This window comes from Pseudocitrobacter cyperus, assembly GCF_039889165.1.
GTDB lineage: Bacteria > Pseudomonadota > Gammaproteobacteria > Enterobacterales > Enterobacteriaceae > Pseudocitrobacter > Pseudocitrobacter cyperus.
Genome location: NZ_JAYMYY010000001.1, coordinates 524350 through 542961 on the forward strand (window position 1 = coordinate 524350; position 18612 = coordinate 542961).

The following is an 18612-nucleotide window of genomic DNA, read 5'->3' on the forward strand; positions in this document are numbered from 1 at the left end:
GCTTTAAGATCGACCACCTCATCCTGACCAGACTATCCCAGAAAATCCTATGACAACGAACACAGTCTCGCGCCACATCGCATGGCTTCGGGTGGTGACGCTCGCCATCGCGGCCTTCATTTTTAATACCACGGAGTTTGTGCCGGTGGGCCTGCTCTCTGACATCGCTGACAGCTTTGACATGACAACCGCGCAGGTCGGGATCATGCTGACAATTTATGCGTGGGTGGTGGCATTAATGTCACTGCCATTTATGCTGTTGACCAGCCAAATGGAGCGACGCAAATTATTGATTGGCCTGTTCGTTCTGTTCATTGCCAGTCATATCCTGTCGTTCTTCGCATGGAACTTTACCGTGCTCGTCGCCAGCCGTATCGGCATTGCTTTCGCTCATGCGGTGTTCTGGTCGATAACCGCTTCACTGGCCATTCGAATGGCACCTGCCGGAAAACGTGCGCAGGCGCTGAGCCTGATAGCCACCGGCACCGCACTGGCGATGGTCTTCGGTATTCCGATTGGCCGTGTCGTCGGGCAATATTTTGGCTGGCGCACCACCTTCCTTGCCATTGGCATCGGTGCATTATTGACGATGGTGGCGCTGATAAAACTGCTGCCGAAATTGCCAAGCGAACATTCCGGCTCACTCAAAAGCCTGCCGGTACTGTTTCGTCGTCCGGCGCTGATGAGTATCTACCTGCTGACCGTGGTAGTGGTTACTGCTCACTACACCGCCTATAGCTATATTGAACCCTTCGTGCAGAACGTTGCAGGTTTAAGCGGCAACTTTGCCACCATGCTGCTGCTCATTCTCGGCGGCGCGGGCATAATCGGCAGTGTTCTGTTTGGTAAGCTTGGGAATCTTCACGCCTCCGGGCTTATCAGCATGGCGATTGGCCTGCTGCTGGCCTGCCTGCTGCTGCTGTTACCGGCATCGCATCAGGCTGGCAACCTGGCAGTGCTCAGCGTCTTCTGGGGCATCGCCATCATGATTATTGGCCTGGGTATGCAGGTGAAGGTGTTATCGCTGGCGCCGGACGCGACCGATGTGGCGATGTCGCTGTTTTCGGGGATCTTTAATATTGGTATTGGCGCGGGCGCGCTGTTAGGAAGCCAGATCAGCAGCCATGTATCCATGTCCTCAATTGGCTATGTCGGCGCCGTCCCGGCGCTGGCGGCATTGATTTGGTCAGTGATTATTTTCCGCCGCTGGCCCGCGGCATCATTAGAAGAGCAGGCACACCGCCCGTAATGATGTGACAGGCGCCGGGTAACACCCGGCGCCTTTCCATTAAATACCCGGCCAGGTGGTGATGATTTCCACCACGCCGTTGATGATAAACTGTACGCCCATACACACCAGCAAAAAGCCCATCAGCCGTGAAATCGCCTCAATACCGCCTTTCCCGACCCAGCGCATAATCGCCCCGGAGCTACGTAAACTGCCCCACAGAATAATCCCCACCAGCGCAAAGATAATCGGCGGTGCAATCAATACCACCCAGTCAGGGAAACTGACGCCATGCTTAATGGTAGAGGCGGAGCTGATAATCATGGCAATTGTCCCCGGCCCTGCTGTGCTCGGCATCGCCAGCGGGACAAACGCGATATTAGCCGTCGGCTCATCTTCCAGCTCTTCCGATTTGCTGGACGCTTCCGGTGATTCATGCGCCTTCTGCTGCGGGAAAAGCATCCGGAAACCGATAAAGGCCACGATCAACCCCCCGGCAATACGCAGACCAGGTATAGATATGCCGAATGTATTCATCACCAGTTGCCCGGCATAGTACGCCACCATCATGATGGCGAAGACATAAATCGATGCCATTCTTGCCTGATGGTTACGTTCTGCCGCGTTCATATTTCCCGCTAAACCCAGAAACAGCGCGACGGTGGTCAGGGGGTTTGCCAGCGGCAAAAGCACCACCAGACCAAGCCCAATTGCCTGAAAAAGTTCAACCATATGAGATATTAGCCTTCTCTGTTTTATCAATGAAATAGCAGTCTACGCCATGCAGTATAGCGTTTTCGCAGCATCTCTTGCTATGCAGCGACATTTCACAGAATTTTGTCTGACGCGTTGCTGGTTAGTCTCTGTTCAACGTTTTAGCAAATCGTGGCATCGATCAATCCATTCAGTTGACTTATGATTGCACGGGAAATAATATCCACCGCAACTAAAGTACTTGCCAGGGCAACCATCGTGAATATCACAAGCGACCTCTTCGATGAAATCATCCCGCTTGGGCATTTGATTCACATGGTTAATCAGAAAAAAGATCGTTTGCTCAACGAGCATCTATCGCCCGAAGACATTACTTCCTCACAGTTCAGGGTTCTCTGCTCTATCCGCTGCAAAGGCAGCATTACACCGGTAGAGCTGAAAAAGATCCTTTCGGTCGATCTGGGCGCGCTTACCAGAATGCTTGACCGATTGCTTTGCCGGGGCTGGATTGCCCGTTTGCCGAATCCCAATGACAAACGCGGCGTGCTTATCCAGTTAACAGCAGAAGGTGCTGAAATTTGTGAGAAATGTCATCGACTCGTTGGGCAAGACCTGCACCAGGAATTAACAAAAAACTTAACGGCAAACGAAGTTGCAACCCTTGAGCTTCTGTTAAAAAAGATTTTGCCGTAAACAGAAAAGAAAGAGGTAAGACGATGTCCAGACGCAATACAGACGCTATCACCATTCATAGCATTTTGGACTGGATCGAAGATAACCTTGAATCGCCCCTGTCGCTGGAAAAAGTGTCAGAGCGGTCGGGTTACTCCAAATGGCACCTGCAACGGATGTTTAAAAAGGAAACCGGACACTCTTTAGGTCAATACATTCGCACCCGTAAATTGACCGAGATTGCCCAGAAATTAAAAGAGAGCAATGAGCCGATTCTGTACCTGGCGGAACGCTATGGTTTTGAATCTCAGCAGACGTTAACGCGAACCTTTAAAAACTATTTCGATGTGCCACCGCATAAATATCGCGTCACGAATATGCACGGGGAAGCTCGCTATCTCTACCCACTCAACCACTGTAGTTATTAATCGCCTGCACAAGACGTATTGAGGAATACCATGAAACTGTTCGCCTCCGCTGCCTTCGCTATTTTGGCGTTGGTTTCCAGCCAGAGTTATGCGGAGCAAACCCTGACCCCAACGCAACACAACGCCCGAGACACCATGATTATGCCGTCAGACAATCAGCAGTCGCCGTTTGATTTTAATCATATGGATGCCGGTAGCGACAAATCTGACGAGCTGGGAGTGCCTTACTACAACCGGCATGGTCTCTGATTTGTGTCCGCCCCGCATATGCGGGGCGTTGCTTTATCCCCTCGCCGCCCGCATGCCGGGTAATCGCAAGCCAAAGACATTAATAAACAGCCCAGCCATAATCAGCACCGCCCCCAATAATTGCAGCGCCGACAACGTTTCATCCAGCAGCAATGCCGCACTTGCCAGCCCGACCACCGGCACCAGCAGCGATAACGGCGCAACACGCCAGGTTTCGTAACGCCCCAGCAACGCTCCCCAAATACCGTAACCAATAATCGACGCCGCAAAAGCCAGGTAAACCAGTGACAGAATGGTCATGAGATCGATGGCCAGCAGACTCTGCGCCATCCGCGTTGCCCCGTCAAAAATCAACGAACTGAGAATAAACGGAATGATCGGGATCAGCGCGCTCCACACCACCAGTGACAGTACCGCAGGCTTTGATTCGTGCTGCATAATCCGCTTATTGAAGATATTGCCGCATGCCCAACTGAACGCCGCCGCAAGCGTCAGCATAAAGCCCAACAACCCGACATGTTGACCATTCAGGCTGCCTTCTATCAGAACCAGTACGCCAAACACTGCCAGCGAAATTCCCGCCACCTGCTTACCCTGCAAGCGTTCACCGAAAACAAACGCTCCGAGAATAATGGTAAAGAACGCCTGCGCCTGTAACACCAGCGAGGCAAGCCCGGCGGGCATACCGAACTTAATGGCGCAAAACAGAAAAGCGAACTGACCAAAACTGATGGTCAACCCATAGCCCAGCAACAAACGAAACGGAACCTTTGGCCTGGCGACAAAAAAAATCGCCGGAAACGCCACTAACATAAAGCGCAACCCTGCCAACAACAGTGGCGGCATGTTGTGCAGGCCCACTTTGATCACCACAAAGTTGATACCCCACACTATCACCACCAGCAATGCCAGTAGCCCATCTTTACGTGTCATACCCTGCCTCATTATTTATTAAAATTATGTAAACAGATTCAACATAACGAAAAATAGCAAGATCGAACAGATCATTATTTTTAGCGGGGAGAAAACGCCAGACAACCGCTCAGCGTGGGTATACAACTGCTCTGCGCCATGATATTTCTGACAAAACACAACATAAAAAAAACAATTCATCAGGCACAAAAATGAAAGCAACTCTACGACGCTCCACGGGCGCGCTGCTGGCGTCGTCACTCCTGTTGACTATCGGACGTGGCGCAACGCTTCCCTTCATGACCATCTACCTCACGCGCAAATATGCCATGACCGTGGACACCATCGGTTACGCCATGACGATAGCTCTGACGATCGGCGTGATTTTCAGCCTGGGTTTTGGCATCCTTGCGGATAAATTCGACAAAAAACGCTACATGCTTCTGGCGATCGCGGCGTTTATTGCCGGGTTTATCGCCATTCCGCTGGTCAATAGCGTCACGCTGGTGGTGCTCTTCTTTGCGCTCATCAACTGCTCTTACTCCGTTTTCGCAACCGTTCTGAAAGCATGGTTCTCCGACGCCCTTTCCTCGACGGAAAAAGCGCGGATCTTCTCACTCAACTACACCATTTTGAATATCGGCTGGACGGTCGGCCCGCCGCTTGGCACCCTGCTGGTGATGTACAGCATTAATCTGCCATTCCTGCTGGCGGCCATTTGCGCCGCGCTACCGCTGGTATTCATTCAGCGCTATGTTCAGCGTATTGTCGTGGCCGACAAAGAAAATAGCCCCGCAGCCTGGGATCCCACCGTTTTGCTGCATGACAAAGCGCTGATGTGGTTTACCTGTTCGGGATTGCTGGCATCCTTTGTCGGCGGTTCGTTCGCCTCCTGCATCTCACAATATGTGCTGGCTATCGCAGACAGTGAGTTTGCTGAAAAAGTCGTGGCCGTGATCCTCCCGGTGAATGCCGTCATCGTGGTCACGCTGCAATACGCCGTGGGCCGACGTCTTACCGCCAGTAATCTGCGCCCATTAATGACGTTTGGCACGGTCTGCTTCGTGCTTGGGCTGCTCGGGTTTATGTACTCCGGAAGCAACCTGATCTACTGGGGGCTGGCCGCGGCGGTGTTTACTCTGGGTGAGGTTATCTACGCACCCGGCGAATACATGTTGATCGACAACATCGCACCGCCGGGCATGAAAGCCAGCTATTTTTCCGCCCAGGCATTAGGCTGGCTGGGCGCGGCGATGAACCCTATGCTTACCGGGCAGATCCTCACCCATCTGCCTTCTGCGTCTCTGTTTATGATTATGATTGCCGCCATCGTCATGGCCTGGTTTCTGATACAGAAAGGCATGCGCGCCAGCAGGCGTAAAGAAATTGCATCGCTTTAATCTTCCCTCAGCGCGCGTTTACTGCGCGCGCGGATTCATCAGCAAAAGCGAATCCCTCGTCCCGCCAGCCGGTTATTCCTCCGAGCATCAATTTCACCGGACGACCAAGCTGCGCCAGCTTAAGCGCGGCACGGTCGGCGCCATTGCAGTGCGGCCCGGCGCAGTAAACCACAAACAGTGTGTCCGCGGGCCACTCCGCCATTCGCGCTGCCGTTATCTGGCGATGTGGCAGATGTATCGCCCCCGGAATATGGCAGCCGGAAAAATCCTGCGGACTTCCCACGACGTGAAGCAGCACAAAATCCACATCCTGCTGACGCTGTGCGGCGTGCACGTCTGCACAATCGGTCTCCATACTCAAACGCTGACGGAAATGGCGTAATGCCTCCTCTGATGAAGCCACCGCAAATTCACTCACATAACTCATAGTCACATCCTCTGCTCTGTGTTAACACTATATTTACCGCAACAGCGGTATTGACTAACGTGAGTATAAACATGGGATTAACCGCTAATCCGCCCGTATTCCTGACAGAAAACGGCCAGAAGATGACAATTGCCACCTCCCACAACGTTGTTGTGCTGGCTTACGATGGGCTTTGCACATTTGAGTTCGGCGTCGCCGTTGAGATTTTCGGGCTACCGCGTCCGGAGATGGGCGGTGACTGGTATCGCTTTGCGGTGGCGGCCGTTGATGAAGGCGAGATGCGGGCGACGGGCGGTATTCGCCTGGTCGCTGATGGTGGGCTGGATCTGCTCAATGAAGCCAGTACTATTGTCGTCCCTGGCTGGCGCGGCATTGATGCATCCGTCCCGCAAGCGCTTTGTGAAGCACTACGTCAGGCACATGCCCGTGGCTGCCGAATTATCTCCATCTGCTCCGGCGTCTTTGTGCTGGCGGCCGCAGGATTATTAAACGGCAGGCAAGCCACCACCCACTGGCGCTATACCGATACGTTACAGCAGCGTTTCCCGGCGATCGATGTCGTCGCGGATGTGCTCTACGTCGCACAGGATAATGTTTTCACCTCGGCGGGCAGCGCTGCCGGAATAGATCTTTGCTTACATGTCGTCCGGCTCGATTTCGGCCTGGCGGCCGCCAATCGGGTGGCTCGTCGGTTAGTTGTCCAGCCTCATCGCGACGGTGCGCAAAAGCAGCAGGTAGAGCGCCCGGTTGCGCGGGATCGAGAAAGTTTGCGTCTGGGCGCGCTGTTCGATTATCTGCGACAAAACCTGGCGGATAACCACACCGTCGCGTCGCTGGCGCAGCGTATGGGGATGAGTGAGCGCACGTTTCTACGCCGTTTTCAGGAAGCAACAGGTAAAACCCCTGCCCGCTGGTTGCTCGACGAACGCCTCAGCCAGGCACAGCATTATCTGATCACTACCCGCATCGGCATGGAGATCATCGCGGAACGTTCAGGCTTCGGTAACGGTAAAAATCTGCGCCGCCACTTTCAACAACACATGGCAATGAGTCCTGTTGCCTATCGAAAAAAATTCACACCATGACAAATACGGAAGTTCAGGCAAAAAAAAAACCGCCAGGTAGCTGACGGTAAATGCTTGCATGGATAGATCTGTGTTATTGATTAAACAATCAGTCGTAGGCATCCGTGATTACGATGATTGTTGTTGTAAGCATCCTGACACAGACATCCTCAATGAAGATTAAACAACGAATACGTTATTTGCCGTATTCGCCTTCCAGCCCTTTTTGCTTTTACAGCAGGCGGTACGCTCCGCCCACAATCTGCCAGAACGCGACGTCTGTAAGTCCTGATTTTCTGGGGTCGTAGACCAGGTAACGCCACGGCGAATTTTACGTGTGATATTTTTCATACTACCCTCCGGCAGATTGTCGACATTTAATCCGTTAACTCAACAAGTTACAAAGCAATAGTAGCATCCTGAATAGCGATTTATTTCAATAAATGCGCGTATTTGTAAAGACACCGTGAGGTACTGTACGATCCCGCTGATTTACTCGCTTAACCCGCGGTTTCTCAGCATCGGATCAATCAACGGATCGTGCCCGCGCCACACGCGATAAAGCGTTTCTAAATCACTGCTATTGCCGCGCGATAAAATCGCCTCGCGAAAACGCTCGCCATTTTCACGACTCAACCCGCCGTGTTCCTCAAACCACTGATAGCCGTCATCTGCCAGCATCTGCGTCCACAGATAGGCGTAATAACCGGCGGCATAGCCACCGCCAAAAATGTGCGCAAAATAACTGCTGCGATAACGTGGCGGCACGGCAGCGAGATCCAGATGTTCCTGCTGTAACGCCTGTACCTCGAATTGTTCAACGCTGTTTACCACCGTCTGCCCATCCAGCGTATGCCAGTGCATATCGAGCAGCGCCGCGCTGAGCAATTCCGTCATATCGTAGCCCTTATTAAATTTCGCCGCGCGGAACATGCTGTCGCGCAACGCTTCAGGCATGGGCTCACCCGTCTGGTGATGACGCGCATAGTGAGCGAATACGTCAGGATGACTGGCCCAGTGCTCATTGATTTGCGAAGGAAACTCAACAAAATCGCGCGGCGTGCTAGTGCCGGAGAGCGTCGCATATTTCTGGCGGGCAAACAGGCCGTGTAACGCGTGACCAAACTCATGGAACAGGGTGATGACATCATCCCAGGAGAGCAACGCACTATTCCCGTCGACCGGTTTTGCGTAGTTGCAGACGTTGTAAATCACCGGGCGCGTATTCAGAAGCGTCGACTGCTGGACAAAGTTATCCATCCATGCCCCGCCGCTTTTGCTATCACGCGCGAAGAAATCACCATAAAACAGCGCAATTCCCTCGCCATTTTCGGCGAAAACCTCCCAAACACGCACGTCAGGATGATAGACGGGAAGGTCAAAACGCTCGACAAATCGCACACCAAAGAGCTGTGTCGCCGCCCAGAACACACCGTCGATCAACACACGCTCAAGGGCAAAGTACGGTTTGATTTGCGCTTCATCAATCGCGTATTTCTCACGGCGAACCTGTTCAGAGTAGAAGAGCCAGTCCCACGCCTGTGCCGAAAATGGCTGTGGTTTAGCATCGATAATTTGCTGAATATCCGCCAGTTCGCGCTCTGCGCGCGCCCTCGCAGCCGGAGCAATTTCCCGCATAAAATGCAGCGCGGCATCGGGTGTCTTCGCCATTTGATCGGCCATGCTCCAGCTTGCGTAATCGGCAAAGCCCAGCAGCTTCGCCTGTTTTGCGCGGATCTCCGCAAGCGTCAGCACCAGTTTGCGGGTGTCATTTTCGTCACCCTTTTCCGTGCGCGACCATGCCGCTTTAAACAGCTTTTCGCGAGTCGATTGATTACGCAGGGTTGCCAGTAACGGTTGTTGGGTGGTGTTCAGTAGCGGCAGCAGCCAGCTATTATTCAGACCGCGAGCCTGCGCTGCCGCTCGTGCAACGGCCAGCTCTTCCGCGCTCAGGCCGTCAAGCTCGAGAGGATCCTCGACGACAAGCCCCCCTGCTTTGCTGGCTGCCAGCAGGCGTTGATGAAACTGGCTGCTGAGGGTCGCGGCCTGGGTGTTCAGTGCTTTCAACTGCGCTTTTTGCTCAGCGCCGAGCGTGGCGCCAGCCAGAATAAAGCGCTGATAAATCACCTCGACCAGCCGGAGAGACTCTTCGTCCAGAGACGACGTGTCTCGCGCCAGCCAGACCGTTTTAACCCGCGCAAACAGGGCATCATCAAGATAAATATCGTTAGCCAACTCCGCCAGTTCCGCAGAGAACTGCTCATCAAGACGCTGGATCTCATCGTTGGTATGAGCAGCCGCCATCGCAAAAAAGACGCTGGTGACGCGGGTTAACAGTTCACCGCTTTTCTCCAGCGGGATAAAAGTATTTTCGAAGGTAGCCGGTTGCGGGTTTTGCGCAATCGCCTCGATCTCTTTACGTTTACGTTTCACGGCTTCATTAAACGCCGGGCGGTAGTCGCTATCGCTGATTAAATTGAACGGCGGTGCCTGATACGGCAGTGTACTGGCGGCGAAGAAAGGATTGCTGGCCAACATGATCGACTCCCTGGAATGACTTTCCCATAGAGTAGGCACCCCCAGGAAAGACCGCAACCACTTCCCGCGAGAGAAAAGAGCATGCTATCGTAATAACACACAAAAAGCGTTGAGGAACAGAGAGATGATCATACTGGTTACCGGGGCAACGGCAGGTTTTGGTGAAAGCATTACACGTCGTTTTGTCGCCAATGGGCACAAAGTCATCGCCACAGGACGCCGTCAGGAGCGTTTGCAGGTATTAAAAGATGAACTTGGCGATAGCGTGCTGACTGTTCAACTGGATGTCCGCAACCGTGCGGCCATTGAGGAGGCCATCAGCCACCTGCCCGCAGACTGGCAGTCTATTGATGTGCTGGTGAATAACGCCGGGTTAGCGTTAGGTATGGAACCGGCGCACAAGGCAAGCGTTGAAGACTGGGAAAACATGATAGACACCAACAACAAAGGGCTGGTGTATATGACCCGCGCGGTGTTACCGGGCATGGTGGAACGCAATCGCGGCCATATTATCAATATCGGTTCGACAGCAGGAAGCTGGCCTTATGCAGGCGGCAACGTGTACGGCGCAACGAAAGCATTTGTGCGTCAGTTCAGCCTCAATCTGCGCACCGACCTGCACGGCACAGCCCTTCGCGTGACCGACATTGAACCCGGCCTGGTTGGCGGCACGGAGTTCTCAAATGTGCGTTTTAAAGGCGATGATACGAAAGTGGAAAAAACGTACGAGAACACCCATGCGCTGACGGCGGAAGATGTCACTGAAGCCGTCTGGTGGGTGGCGACGTTGCCAAAACACGTCAATATCAACACCGTTGAAATGATGCCGGTTAGCCAGACCTACGCCGGTCTGAGCGTTCACCGCCAAAATTGATCTTTTTGCCCCTGCCCGACGCCCGTCGGGTATGGGCTCATCAACAAAAAAAGCGTAAAATAGAGGCCAATTCAGCTAATAAGAACGAGTCAATGGCCGCCGAAACACAACTGAACCCAACACAGCCTGTTAATCAGCAGATTTATCGCATTCTTCGTCGCGATATCGTGCACTGTTTAATCCCGCCGGGAACGCCTCTTTCTGAGAAAGACGTGTCGATGCGTTTTGACGTCTCGCGCCAGCCCGTGCGCGAAGCCTTTATCAAACTGGCAGAAAATGGCCTGATTCAGATTCGCCCGCAGCGCGGCAGCTACGTCAATAAAATCTCGCTTTCTCAGGTTCGCAATGGCTGCTTTGTACGCCAGGCCATTGAATGTGCGGTGGCGCGTCGGGCGGCGGGAATGGTCACTGACAAGCAGCTTTACCAGCTCGAACAAAACCTTCATCAGCAGCGTATTGCCATTGACCGGCAGCAACATAATGACTTCTTCCAGCTTGATGATGAGTTTCATCAGCTTCTGTCACTGATTGCTGACTGCCAACTGGCATGGGATACCATAGAAAATATTAAAGCGGCGATTGACCGGGTGCGCTATATGAGCCTCGACCACATCTCATCACCGGAAATGCTCCTCGCGCAACACCACGAAATTTTTACGGCGCTGGAAAAACGCGACCCGGACTTAGTGGAAAAGGCGATGACGATTCACCTGCAGGAAATTAGCGAATCGGTACAACTGATTCGTCAGGAAAAGCTCGATTGGTTTAGCGAAGAGTAATAAGAAACCTTCACACGTGTGTGAAGGTTTCTTAGTGCATTCAGGATCCTCTGACAACCATCGTCGGTATTGCCGCATGGCGCAGAATCGACTCGGCATTTGATCCCAGAAGATGCGTAGTCCTGCCCGGCGAGCGTGAACCAATAACAATGGCGTCGTAGCCGTCATTTTTGCTCATCTCGATAATCTCATCACGGATATTACCAAAGCGAACCTCGGTACGCAGACGAGACTCAGGAATATCTAATAAGCGAAACAGGCGTTTCATCTTAATTTCCGATTCGTTTTTCATAAATGAATCGAACTTTTTAATATCTGAGGCGAAGCCGCGTAACAGTGAACGACTGCTGTTAGGCAGAACGTTTACCAGCGTGATCTCCCCCCCTTCACCGGCCAACCAGGCCGCATGGCGCAACGCTTTGTCACTCAAATCCATTTCAAAAACATCTACAGGCATCAATATTTTTTTGTACATAGCCCGAGCTCCTTATTCCAGAGAATAACTATTGCAGCCACGTAACAATGACATAATTAAACTGAACAAAAAAGCATTAATTACTCAATTAAACTATTCACCACTGAAAATATTCGTCCATTAATTCAGCTACTATTAATTAACCTAAAGATATGTATATCCCCACCCTTTCTCTAAAAAAAACGAGTAATTGATCAAAAACAATTTAATTTTTGCAGAAAAGCGTATCTATAAACACCGTCGTTGCCAAACCGTCTTTTGTAATCGGCTTCGATGTGAAAGAAAAGAAAGGAGAACACCATGATGACTTACGATCGTAACCGCAATGCAATTACTACTGGCAGCCGTGTAATGATTAATGGTACCGGAAAAACCGGTACAGTTAAGGCGATTAACGCTAACGGCCTGACACCTGCTCAGGTGCGCCGCAGCAAAACAGTAGAAATTGATGGTTGTGACGGAGAGTTTGAGCCGATCGAGCTTATTCGCCTCGGCATGCACTAATTAGTGGTGTAATTCGGGTGGTCTTGTTCTTAGACCACCCGGTAAGATAATGCATTAACCCTTAACAAACTCCGCAACCGTCGCTTTCGCACCCTGCGTCAGCAGTGACTTGTACGCCTTTGTCACTTGCGCCACAAATTTCGCTTCGTGTGGTAGCTCATTACCAAAGATAGCTTCAATACCCAGCAGCGCTTTCACGCGGGCTTCACCCTCTTCGCTCTGCGCCACTGTCGCCTGAATCACTGCCAGCAGCGGATCGCACACTTCAATTGCAGCGCCCTGCTCATCCACACCACCGACATAACGCATCCAGCCCGCCACACCCAATGCCAGCAGAGCAAAGCTGCTGTTATGTGCCAGGTGCCAGCGAACAGAGTCCAGCATACGCTGTGGGAGCTTCTGGCTACCGTCCATCGCTATCTGCCATGTGCGATGGCGCAGCGCCGGGTTAGTGTAACGTTCAATCAGCAGATCGGCATAACGCGCCAGATCCACACCCTGCACCTTCAGGGTTGGCGCCTGCTCTTTCAGCATCAAATCATGCGCGGCACGACGATAGTTTTCATCTTCCATGCATTCATTGATATGCTGATAGCCCGCCAGATAACCCAGATAAGCCAGGAATGAGTGGCTACCGTTCAACATACGCAGCTTCATCTCTTCGAACGGGATGACGTCAGAAACCAGTTCTGCGCCCGCTTTTTCCCACTCAGGACGACCTGCGACGAAGTTATCTTCAATCACCCACTGACGGAATGGTTCGCACGCCACACCAGCCGGATCGCGCACACCGGTCAGATGTTCAATTTTATCCAGCGTATCGGCGGTAACGGCTGGAACGATACGGTCAACCATGGTAGACGGGAACGTCACGTTCTGTTCAATCCATGTCGCCAGTTCTGCGTCAACCGCACGGGCATAAGCGGTGACGACGTTGCGCATCACATGGCCGTTTTCCGGCATGTTGTCGCAGGACATCACGCTGAAAGCCGGCAAGCCTGCGGCCTTACGGCGCGCCAGGGCTTCAACAATGACGCCAGGTGCCGATTTCGGCTGCTGCGGGTTCTGCAAATCCGCCACGATAAAGGGGTGATCGAGCATCAGTTGCCCGGTTGCCGGAGAGTGGCAGTAGCCTTTCTCGGTGATCGTCAGGGACACGATAGCCACCTGAGGTTCACACATTTTGGCGAGTACGGTTTCAAGACCGTCAACCTGCGCATGCAGGGCTTCTTTGACCACGCCTACAACACGCGCAGTCCAGGCGTCGGCAGACATCTCCGCTACCGTGTATAAATTGTCCTGGCTCTTCAGGTCAGCAATCTGCTGCTCGCCGCCAATCAGGTTAACTTCGGTATAACCCCAATCGCTGCCGTGCTCTGTGGCAAGGATATCGGCATAGATTGCCTGATGGGCGCGATGAAACGCACCGAATCCGAGATGAACAATGCGCGGCACCAGTTTGCTGCGATCAAAGCTCGGGCGGGTTGCTTTAGCGGTTAATAGCTTATTTTGCATCTTTATGACTCACTGTAGAGAACGTTGATTGCCATACTAGATTAACGAGTTGATTCTGCGTGTTTTTGATTTGAGTTAACTTATTGGCGATTGGTATGACATGATTTTTAAGTTGTGTGACAGCTATCGCCACTACATGAGTGTCTCCGGCAGGAAGAGAACGATTTGCGGAAAGATCACCAGCATCGCAATGAAGATAAAAAAGGCGATGAGATAAGGAACCGATGCCCGAACAAATGCCACAGTACTACAGTTCAGGATCCCGCAGACGGTGTACATACAGATGCCAACGGGTGGCGTATTCGCCCCTAAGAGGGTCAGAACCACGAAGATTAAACCAAAATGGATGGGGTCAAAACCGGCTTCAATGGCGATAGGCAAAAGAATGGGGGTTAATAGCAACACGATAACGCTCCCATCAAAAAGCATGCCTGCTACAGTGATAAGCGACAGTAACAGTATCAAAATGCCATATTTGTTCTCCGTCAGTTGCAGGATAGATTCCGCAAGCTGTTGGGGGATTTGATCAAGTATGGTGATGTGACCAAGAATAGCCGCCGACATAATCAATAGCATGACCACGCCAATGTCATTAACCGTCTGTTTAAGTACCTCCCACAAAGCCTGATTATCCAACGCCTTATAGACGTAACGGCCAATCACGAATGAATAAAGCACAATAAACGCCCCCGCTTCAGTGGTGGTAAAAATACCGAGCCTGATAACCACAATCAGGACAACGGGAAACATCAGCGCCCAGAAGCTGTTTTTAAAACTCACCCAGAGATCACCGCGGTTTGGTTTTGACATCATCTCTGGCCGGATATCCATTTTTTTAGCCAGCACATAATTCGTCCCCATCAGGATGAGAGTCAGCAGCAGCCCCGGAAATACGCCAGCAACAAACAGCTTTCCGATTGAAACATTCCCGACGAACCCATAGAGAATAAGCAATATGCTGGGGGGGATGGTTGCCGTAATGAGTGAACTGAATGCAATGACAACCGCACTGAACGCCTTTGGATAACCACGCTGAACCATTGGCAGCCCCAGCACCCTCGACTGCATCGCGGCATCCGCTGTGGCTGACCCTGACACCCCACCCAGTAAACACGCCAGCAAGACGTTGATTTGCGCCAGGCCGCCGACCATCCAGCCGGAAATCACCCGGGCAAAATCCAGTAACCGGCTGGTGACGCCCGACTTGTTCAATAAATTACCGACAAGGAGAAAAAGCGGTGTCGCCAGAATAGGGAAAGATTGTGTGGGCGCAGAAAATTTCTGGAACGCAATACCGACCGGGAGAAAATCGGCCATAAAGAAATAGCTCAGGCTGGAAATGGCAATAACCATACCCACAGGCATGCCGATGATTAAAAGCACGGTAAATAAACAAACTGTTATCAGCATACATCCTCCCTGCTCTGTGTATTTTCCTTCCCGCGCCCCCTTTTTAATAGCCATGACAAGGATGTCAGAACCATCAGTAAACATCCGGTTGGTACTGCGCTGTTAAGCCAGGCGAGCGACAACTCAGTTACAGGTAAAACCTGATGCTGTGTAGTCCAGGTAAATTTAAAGCCGTACCACACGCCACAGAGTAAAAATGCCAGAATAAGAAGTTCATTTATCCACAGACAGGCGCGTTGAATTTTTACTGGCAACAAATTAACTACGGCATCAATGCCGATATGGCGTCGGGTCTGAAAAGCGTAATCAATAGCAAACATGCTTACCCAGGCAAACAGCATCATGGCTATCTCCAGCGACCAGATAATGGGATGTCCTGTTGCCCTGCCCACGCCACCTGCAAGAATAATCACAACAATTGCCAGCAGGCCTATTCTGGCAATGCTCAGTTCAAACTCACGAAAACGATCCATGACATGCTCCCTGCCAATATGCAGGACTTACGCCCTGCATTAAGTCAGCTTAATTAATTACGCTATCAACTTGCTCTTTCGCTTTTGCCAACCCGAGTTTTTCAGGAACATATTGGCATCCTTCAATGAAGGGCTTCACGTCCACGTCCGTAATGGTCATGCCTTTTTTCGCCATTTCAGCCAGCAGGATATCGCCGGCCTTTATCGTATTCTCCGAGGCCGCATCGCCACTCTTTGCGGCTTCTTCACGCAGAATGGTTTGCACTTCCGGGCTCTGGCTGGAGAGCCATTTTTGCGAAACAATCATGCCGGTCATCAAATGGATATGGTTGGTTTTAGTAATGTATTTGGTGATTTCATACAGTTTGGAACCGTACACGGCCGTCGGTTGTGCTTCTGCCGCATCCACGACCCCCGTCTGAATGGAGGAATAAATTTCCGACCACGCGAGTGGTGTCGGCGCGCCCCCCATGCATTTGATGGTTTCAATCGTGACTGGCGCTTCCAGTGCGCGGACACGCACACCATTAAGATCGGCTGGCTTCGAGATGGGTTTCTGCGTCACCAGCATCCGGGCGCCCTGATACCAGTTGAATGAGAGCGCCGTCAGACCTGCATCTGTCGACATTTTTTCACTCCACTGGTTAAACACCGGGCTGGAAATAAACCTTTTCAGGGTCTGATAATCCTTAAAAACGAAAGGCGCGGGAATTATCGCCATCTCTGGCACAAACTGCGCAAGCCTTGCGCCGTCAACAATCACCGCGACGTTACTTCCGGCCTGCGCATGCTGCAATAGTTCATTATCCGCACCAAGCTGGCCGCTGGAAAAAAGCTTTATTTTCAGTTCGCCTTTGGTTCTGCTTTCAACCCCCTTTTTAAACGCCTGCAACCCTTTGTAGACAGGATCATCCGGCGATAATGACGTGCTAACATTTAGTGATTCCGCCCCCCAGCTTGCGCTGGCCGCTAAAATAGAGAGCGAACAGACCATTTTTATAAATCGGGTTCTTTTTATCTTTTCCATTTCTGTATTGATCCTTTTTAAACCAGGCTGATTAACGGCGCATGTTTGATTATTTCATTCCCAGCAATGTGGGTAACCACAATGACAGGCCAGGAATATAAGCGACTAAAAACAGTAAGATAATATTGCTGGTGATAAACGGGATAACGGCTTTACTGATTTCCCCCAGGGAGACCCGCGCAATCCCCTGGGAGACAAAAAGACAGACTCCAACAGGCGGCGTTGTTAATCCAATAACCAGGTTCATCACCATCATGACGGCAAAGTGGATAGGATCCATACCTATTGCCGTGGCGACGGAAAGCAGTGGTGTAAATAAAATTAATAATGCTGCAATGGTTTCCATAAACATCCCCACCAGTAGCAGCAACAGGTTAATCATCAGAATCAGAACGTACTTATTCGAGGTTAAAGAGAGCATGCCATTGGCAATCTCCTGCGGGATCCCTTCGGATGTCAGTATCCAGGCAAAGACATTGGCAAACCCCACCAGCATCAGGATCCCCGCGGTGCCACTGATGCTTTCCATCATGCAGCCCATAAATTTCTGTACGGTCAGGTCGCCATAAACAAAGAACCCGACAATCAGCGAGAAAACGACGGCAAATACTGACGCTTCCGTTGGCGTGAATAATCCTGTCACCAGGCCGCCAATGATCAGAAGTGGCATCAGAATGGCCCAGATTGCGCCACGCGTTGCCTGTAAACGTTGACGGAATGTCGCGCGCTCACCTTTCGGATACCCTCTCTTTTTCGCCAGGTACCAGGCGATGCCTGCCATGGTTGCCCCCATCAGTAATCCCGGTACCGCGCCGGCAATAAAAAGCTTACCAACGGAGAGGCCCGTCAGCGTCCCCACGATAATCATCGGTACGCTGGGGGGAATGATTGGCCCGACAGTTGACGCAACGGCCGTAATCGCCCCTGAGAAAGGCGCATCATAACCGCTTCGTTTCATGGCCGGGATCATCACCGAACCAATACTGGCGGCTTCCGATACGGCAGTACCAGAGATGCCGGCAAATATCATTGAGCCACTGACATTCGCCATTGCCAGACCGCCGCGAATATGACCAAGCCAGGCGTTGCCAAAAGAGACAATGCGCTCGGTGATCCCACCCCCGTTCATTAACCCGCCAGCCAGTAAAAAGCCGGGAATACATAACAGCACAAATGAGTCCATACCGCTGAAAAACTGATTCGCCATGATGGCAATGCCCATGTCCGTGGCCATCAGATAAAATATCGAGGATAACGCCAAAGCAAAAATAACCGGCAGCCCTAACATCAACGAGATAAAAAAGATTAAGAACAGACCAATTGTTGGATTCATACGTAGTTCTCAAGTTAGTGAGTTTTATTCGCTATCTGCGGCGTCAAATCCCGGATTAAGTTGAATAACGTAAACAATATAATATTCACAGTTATAATAATTACCGATGAAGTGACCCAGGCCTGTGATATTGGCAAGGTAGTTGCCATACGCCAGTAAGTGCTTTCAACGTATTCGAAAGAGTTAATAAGCAGAGTGGAAGAGCAGAATATAATGGTCAGATCGATTACCACCATCAGGTAACGCTTTAGTTTCTGCGGCAACAGACCAATAATTAAATCAACATTCACCAGCTCACGCCGCCCTGTTGCCAGACCACAGCCAAATGCCACCACATAAACCAGCAGAAAACGCGCCGCTTCTTCCGTCCATGCAGGAGAACTTATCGGTAACGGCCGGGAAATAACCTGAATCAAGACCACGCAAATCAGCGCAATTAAAAGCACGGAGCCAATAATAAGATAAATTCGTTCAATATATCGATATAATGAATGCAACATCTTTTGTCCCTCAGGATGTTGTGCAGTGAAAGAGAAAATGACACTTTCAGTTCAGCTTATCCCTGTCGTCGTCACCTTCTCTTCTCATTT

At 51.4% G+C, this 18612-nt stretch carries 21 protein-coding genes; 9 read left to right on the forward strand and 12 right to left on the reverse strand.

The annotated features are described in order from the left end of the window. Positions 1 to 49: 49 nt before the first annotated feature. On the forward strand, positions 50 to 1249 hold the full coding sequence (locus VSR74_RS02570) for a sugar transporter (RefSeq protein WP_347793249.1): 1200 nt from the start codon (positions 50 to 52) through the stop codon (positions 1247 to 1249). Between the two features lie 39 nt (positions 1250 to 1288). On the opposite strand, the gene VSR74_RS02575 is transcribed toward VSR74_RS02570, so the two are convergent. Then, complete coding sequence (locus VSR74_RS02575; RefSeq protein WP_347793250.1) at positions 1289 to 1960, reverse strand: MarC family NAAT transporter; 672 nt, start codon at positions 1958 to 1960, stop codon at positions 1289 to 1291. Positions 1961 to 2200: 240 nt separating this feature from the next. Here VSR74_RS02575 and marR point away from each other — a divergent pair, with 240 nt between their 5' ends. Genes marR through marB form a run of 3 tightly spaced genes read left to right on the forward strand, consistent with a single transcriptional unit; the run spans position 2201 to position 3291 of the window. Next, complete coding sequence (gene marR, locus VSR74_RS02580) at positions 2201 to 2635, forward strand: multiple antibiotic resistance transcriptional regulator MarR (RefSeq protein ID WP_347794344.1); 435 nt, start codon at positions 2201 to 2203, stop codon at positions 2633 to 2635. A 23-nt stretch (positions 2636 to 2658) separates the two neighbouring features. Beyond that, positions 2659 to 3042 (forward strand): MDR efflux pump AcrAB transcriptional activator MarA, encoded by a 384-nt coding sequence (gene marA, locus VSR74_RS02585; protein ID WP_347793251.1) that lies wholly within the window; start codon positions 2659 to 2661, stop codon positions 3040 to 3042. 30 nt (positions 3043 to 3072) lie between these two features. After that, complete coding sequence (gene marB / locus VSR74_RS02590) at positions 3073 to 3291, forward strand: multiple antibiotic resistance protein MarB (protein WP_347793252.1); 219 nt, start codon at positions 3073 to 3075, stop codon at positions 3289 to 3291. A 33-nt stretch (positions 3292 to 3324) separates the two neighbouring features. Here marB and eamA read toward each other — a convergent pair whose 3' ends face one another. Next, positions 3325 to 4224 (reverse strand): O-acetylserine/cysteine exporter, encoded by a 900-nt coding sequence (gene eamA / locus VSR74_RS02595; protein ID WP_347793253.1) that lies wholly within the window; start codon positions 4222 to 4224, stop codon positions 3325 to 3327. 143 nt (positions 4225 to 4367) lie between these two features. Here eamA and ydeE point away from each other — a divergent pair, with 143 nt between their 5' ends. Then, positions 4368 to 5603 carry an efflux MFS transporter YdeE gene (gene ydeE / locus VSR74_RS02600; RefSeq protein WP_411914236.1) on the forward strand — a complete coding sequence of 412 codons (1236 nt, stop codon included), beginning with the start codon at positions 4368 to 4370 and terminating at the stop codon, positions 5601 to 5603. 7 nt (positions 5604 to 5610) lie between these two features. Here the strand turns inward: ydeE and VSR74_RS02605 are convergent, their stop codons facing one another. After that, positions 5611 to 6030, reverse strand: a complete 420-nt coding sequence (locus VSR74_RS02605) for a rhodanese-like domain-containing protein (protein ID WP_347793255.1) — start codon at positions 6028 to 6030, stop codon at positions 5611 to 5613. Positions 6031 to 6152: 122 nt separating this feature from the next. Between VSR74_RS02605 and ftrA the strand changes: the two genes are divergently transcribed. Continuing rightward, entirely contained in the window at positions 6153 to 7115 is a 963-nt protein-coding gene (ftrA, locus tag VSR74_RS02610; RefSeq protein ID WP_347794345.1) for a transcriptional regulator FtrA, read from the forward strand. A 159-nt stretch (positions 7116 to 7274) separates the two neighbouring features. On the opposite strand, the gene VSR74_RS02615 is transcribed toward ftrA, so the two are convergent. Then, entirely contained in the window at positions 7275 to 7445 is a 171-nt protein-coding gene (locus tag VSR74_RS02615) for a hypothetical protein (RefSeq protein ID WP_347793256.1), read from the reverse strand. A gap of 141 nt (positions 7446 to 7586) precedes the next feature. Next, positions 7587 to 9632 (reverse strand): peptidyl-dipeptidase Dcp, encoded by a 2046-nt coding sequence (gene dcp / locus VSR74_RS02620; protein WP_347793257.1) that lies wholly within the window; start codon positions 9630 to 9632, stop codon positions 7587 to 7589. Between the two features lie 124 nt (positions 9633 to 9756). On the opposite strand from dcp, the gene ydfG reads away from it, so the two are divergent. After that, on the forward strand, positions 9757 to 10506 hold the full coding sequence (gene ydfG / locus VSR74_RS02625) for a bifunctional NADP-dependent 3-hydroxy acid dehydrogenase/3-hydroxypropionate dehydrogenase YdfG (RefSeq protein ID WP_347793258.1): 750 nt from the start codon (positions 9757 to 9759) through the stop codon (positions 10504 to 10506). A 92-nt stretch (positions 10507 to 10598) separates the two neighbouring features. Continuing rightward, the gene (locus VSR74_RS02630) at positions 10599 to 11285 is read left to right on the forward strand and encodes a GntR family transcriptional regulator (protein WP_347793259.1); all 687 of its coding nucleotides are present in this window, start codon (positions 10599 to 10601) and stop codon (positions 11283 to 11285) included. A gap of 40 nt (positions 11286 to 11325) precedes the next feature. On the opposite strand, the gene VSR74_RS02635 is transcribed toward VSR74_RS02630, so the two are convergent. Continuing rightward, positions 11326 to 11760: a universal stress protein gene (locus tag VSR74_RS02635; RefSeq protein ID WP_347793260.1), complete on the reverse strand. Its 435-nt coding sequence runs from the start codon at positions 11758 to 11760 to the stop codon at positions 11326 to 11328. 300 nt (positions 11761 to 12060) lie between these two features. On the opposite strand from VSR74_RS02635, the gene ydfZ reads away from it, so the two are divergent. After that, the gene (gene ydfZ / locus VSR74_RS02640) at positions 12061 to 12264 is read left to right on the forward strand and encodes a putative selenium delivery protein YdfZ (protein WP_347793261.1); all 204 of its coding nucleotides are present in this window, start codon (positions 12061 to 12063) and stop codon (positions 12262 to 12264) included. Positions 12265 to 12318: 54 nt separating this feature from the next. Here ydfZ and VSR74_RS02645 read toward each other — a convergent pair whose 3' ends face one another. The 6 genes from VSR74_RS02645 to VSR74_RS02670 form a co-directional block, all read right to left on the reverse strand. Continuing rightward, positions 12319 to 13779, reverse strand: a complete 1461-nt coding sequence (locus VSR74_RS02645) for a mannitol dehydrogenase family protein (RefSeq protein ID WP_347793262.1) — start codon at positions 13777 to 13779, stop codon at positions 12319 to 12321. A gap of 132 nt (positions 13780 to 13911) precedes the next feature. Further along, positions 13912 to 15189 (reverse strand): TRAP transporter large permease, encoded by a 1278-nt coding sequence (locus VSR74_RS02650; RefSeq protein ID WP_347793263.1) that lies wholly within the window; start codon positions 15187 to 15189, stop codon positions 13912 to 13914. Beyond that, complete coding sequence (locus VSR74_RS02655; RefSeq protein WP_347793264.1) at positions 15183 to 15662, reverse strand: TRAP transporter small permease; 480 nt, start codon at positions 15660 to 15662, stop codon at positions 15183 to 15185. Before VSR74_RS02655 ends, VSR74_RS02650 begins: the two co-directional genes overlap by 7 nt. A gap of 49 nt (positions 15663 to 15711) precedes the next feature. Continuing rightward, positions 15712 to 16689 (reverse strand): C4-dicarboxylate TRAP transporter substrate-binding protein, encoded by a 978-nt coding sequence (locus VSR74_RS02660; protein WP_347793265.1) that lies wholly within the window; start codon positions 16687 to 16689, stop codon positions 15712 to 15714. 49 nt (positions 16690 to 16738) lie between these two features. Beyond that, complete coding sequence (locus VSR74_RS02665) at positions 16739 to 18022, reverse strand: TRAP transporter large permease (protein WP_347793266.1); 1284 nt, start codon at positions 18020 to 18022, stop codon at positions 16739 to 16741. A gap of 14 nt (positions 18023 to 18036) precedes the next feature. After that, positions 18037 to 18522 carry a TRAP transporter small permease gene (locus VSR74_RS02670; protein ID WP_347793267.1) on the reverse strand — a complete coding sequence of 162 codons (486 nt, stop codon included), beginning with the start codon at positions 18520 to 18522 and terminating at the stop codon, positions 18037 to 18039. Positions 18523 to 18612 lie beyond the last annotated feature (90 nt).

Coding starts and splice junctions, on each gene's coding strand:
- VSR74_RS02570 (WP_347793249.1), top strand. CDS start 50: ATGACAACGAACACAGTCTCGCGCCACATCGCATGGCTTCGGGTGGTG.
- VSR74_RS02575 (WP_347793250.1), bottom strand. CDS start 1,960: ATGGTTGAACTTTTTCAGGCAATTGGGCTTGGTCTGGTGGTGCTTTTG.
- marA (WP_347793251.1), top strand. CDS start 2,659: ATGTCCAGACGCAATACAGACGCTATCACCATTCATAGCATTTTGGAC.
- marB (WP_347793252.1), top strand. CDS start 3,073: ATGAAACTGTTCGCCTCCGCTGCCTTCGCTATTTTGGCGTTGGTTTCC.
- eamA (WP_347793253.1), bottom strand. CDS start 4,224: ATGACACGTAAAGATGGGCTACTGGCATTGCTGGTGGTGATAGTGTGG.
- VSR74_RS02605 (WP_347793255.1), bottom strand. CDS start 6,030: ATGAGTTATGTGAGTGAATTTGCGGTGGCTTCATCAGAGGAGGCATTA.
- ftrA (WP_347794345.1), top strand. CDS start 6,153: ATGACAATTGCCACCTCCCACAACGTTGTTGTGCTGGCTTACGATGGG.
- VSR74_RS02615 (WP_347793256.1), bottom strand. CDS start 7,445: ATGAAAAATATCACACGTAAAATTCGCCGTGGCGTTACCTGGTCTACG.
- dcp (WP_347793257.1), bottom strand. CDS start 9,632: ATGTTGGCCAGCAATCCTTTCTTCGCCGCCAGTACACTGCCGTATCAG.
- ydfG (WP_347793258.1), top strand. CDS start 9,757: ATGATCATACTGGTTACCGGGGCAACGGCAGGTTTTGGTGAAAGCATT.
- VSR74_RS02630 (WP_347793259.1), top strand. CDS start 10,599: ATGGCCGCCGAAACACAACTGAACCCAACACAGCCTGTTAATCAGCAG.
- VSR74_RS02635 (WP_347793260.1), bottom strand. CDS start 11,760: ATGTACAAAAAAATATTGATGCCTGTAGATGTTTTTGAAATGGATTTG.
- ydfZ (WP_347793261.1), top strand. CDS start 12,061: ATGATGACTTACGATCGTAACCGCAATGCAATTACTACTGGCAGCCGT.
- VSR74_RS02645 (WP_347793262.1), bottom strand. CDS start 13,779: ATGCAAAATAAGCTATTAACCGCTAAAGCAACCCGCCCGAGCTTTGAT.
- VSR74_RS02650 (WP_347793263.1), bottom strand. CDS start 15,189: ATGCTGATAACAGTTTGTTTATTTACCGTGCTTTTAATCATCGGCATG.
- VSR74_RS02655 (WP_347793264.1), bottom strand. CDS start 15,662: ATGGATCGTTTTCGTGAGTTTGAACTGAGCATTGCCAGAATAGGCCTG.
- VSR74_RS02660 (WP_347793265.1), bottom strand. CDS start 16,689: ATGGAAAAGATAAAAAGAACCCGATTTATAAAAATGGTCTGTTCGCTC.
- VSR74_RS02665 (WP_347793266.1), bottom strand. CDS start 18,022: ATGAATCCAACAATTGGTCTGTTCTTAATCTTTTTTATCTCGTTGATG.
- VSR74_RS02670 (WP_347793267.1), bottom strand. CDS start 18,522: ATGTTGCATTCATTATATCGATATATTGAACGAATTTATCTTATTATT.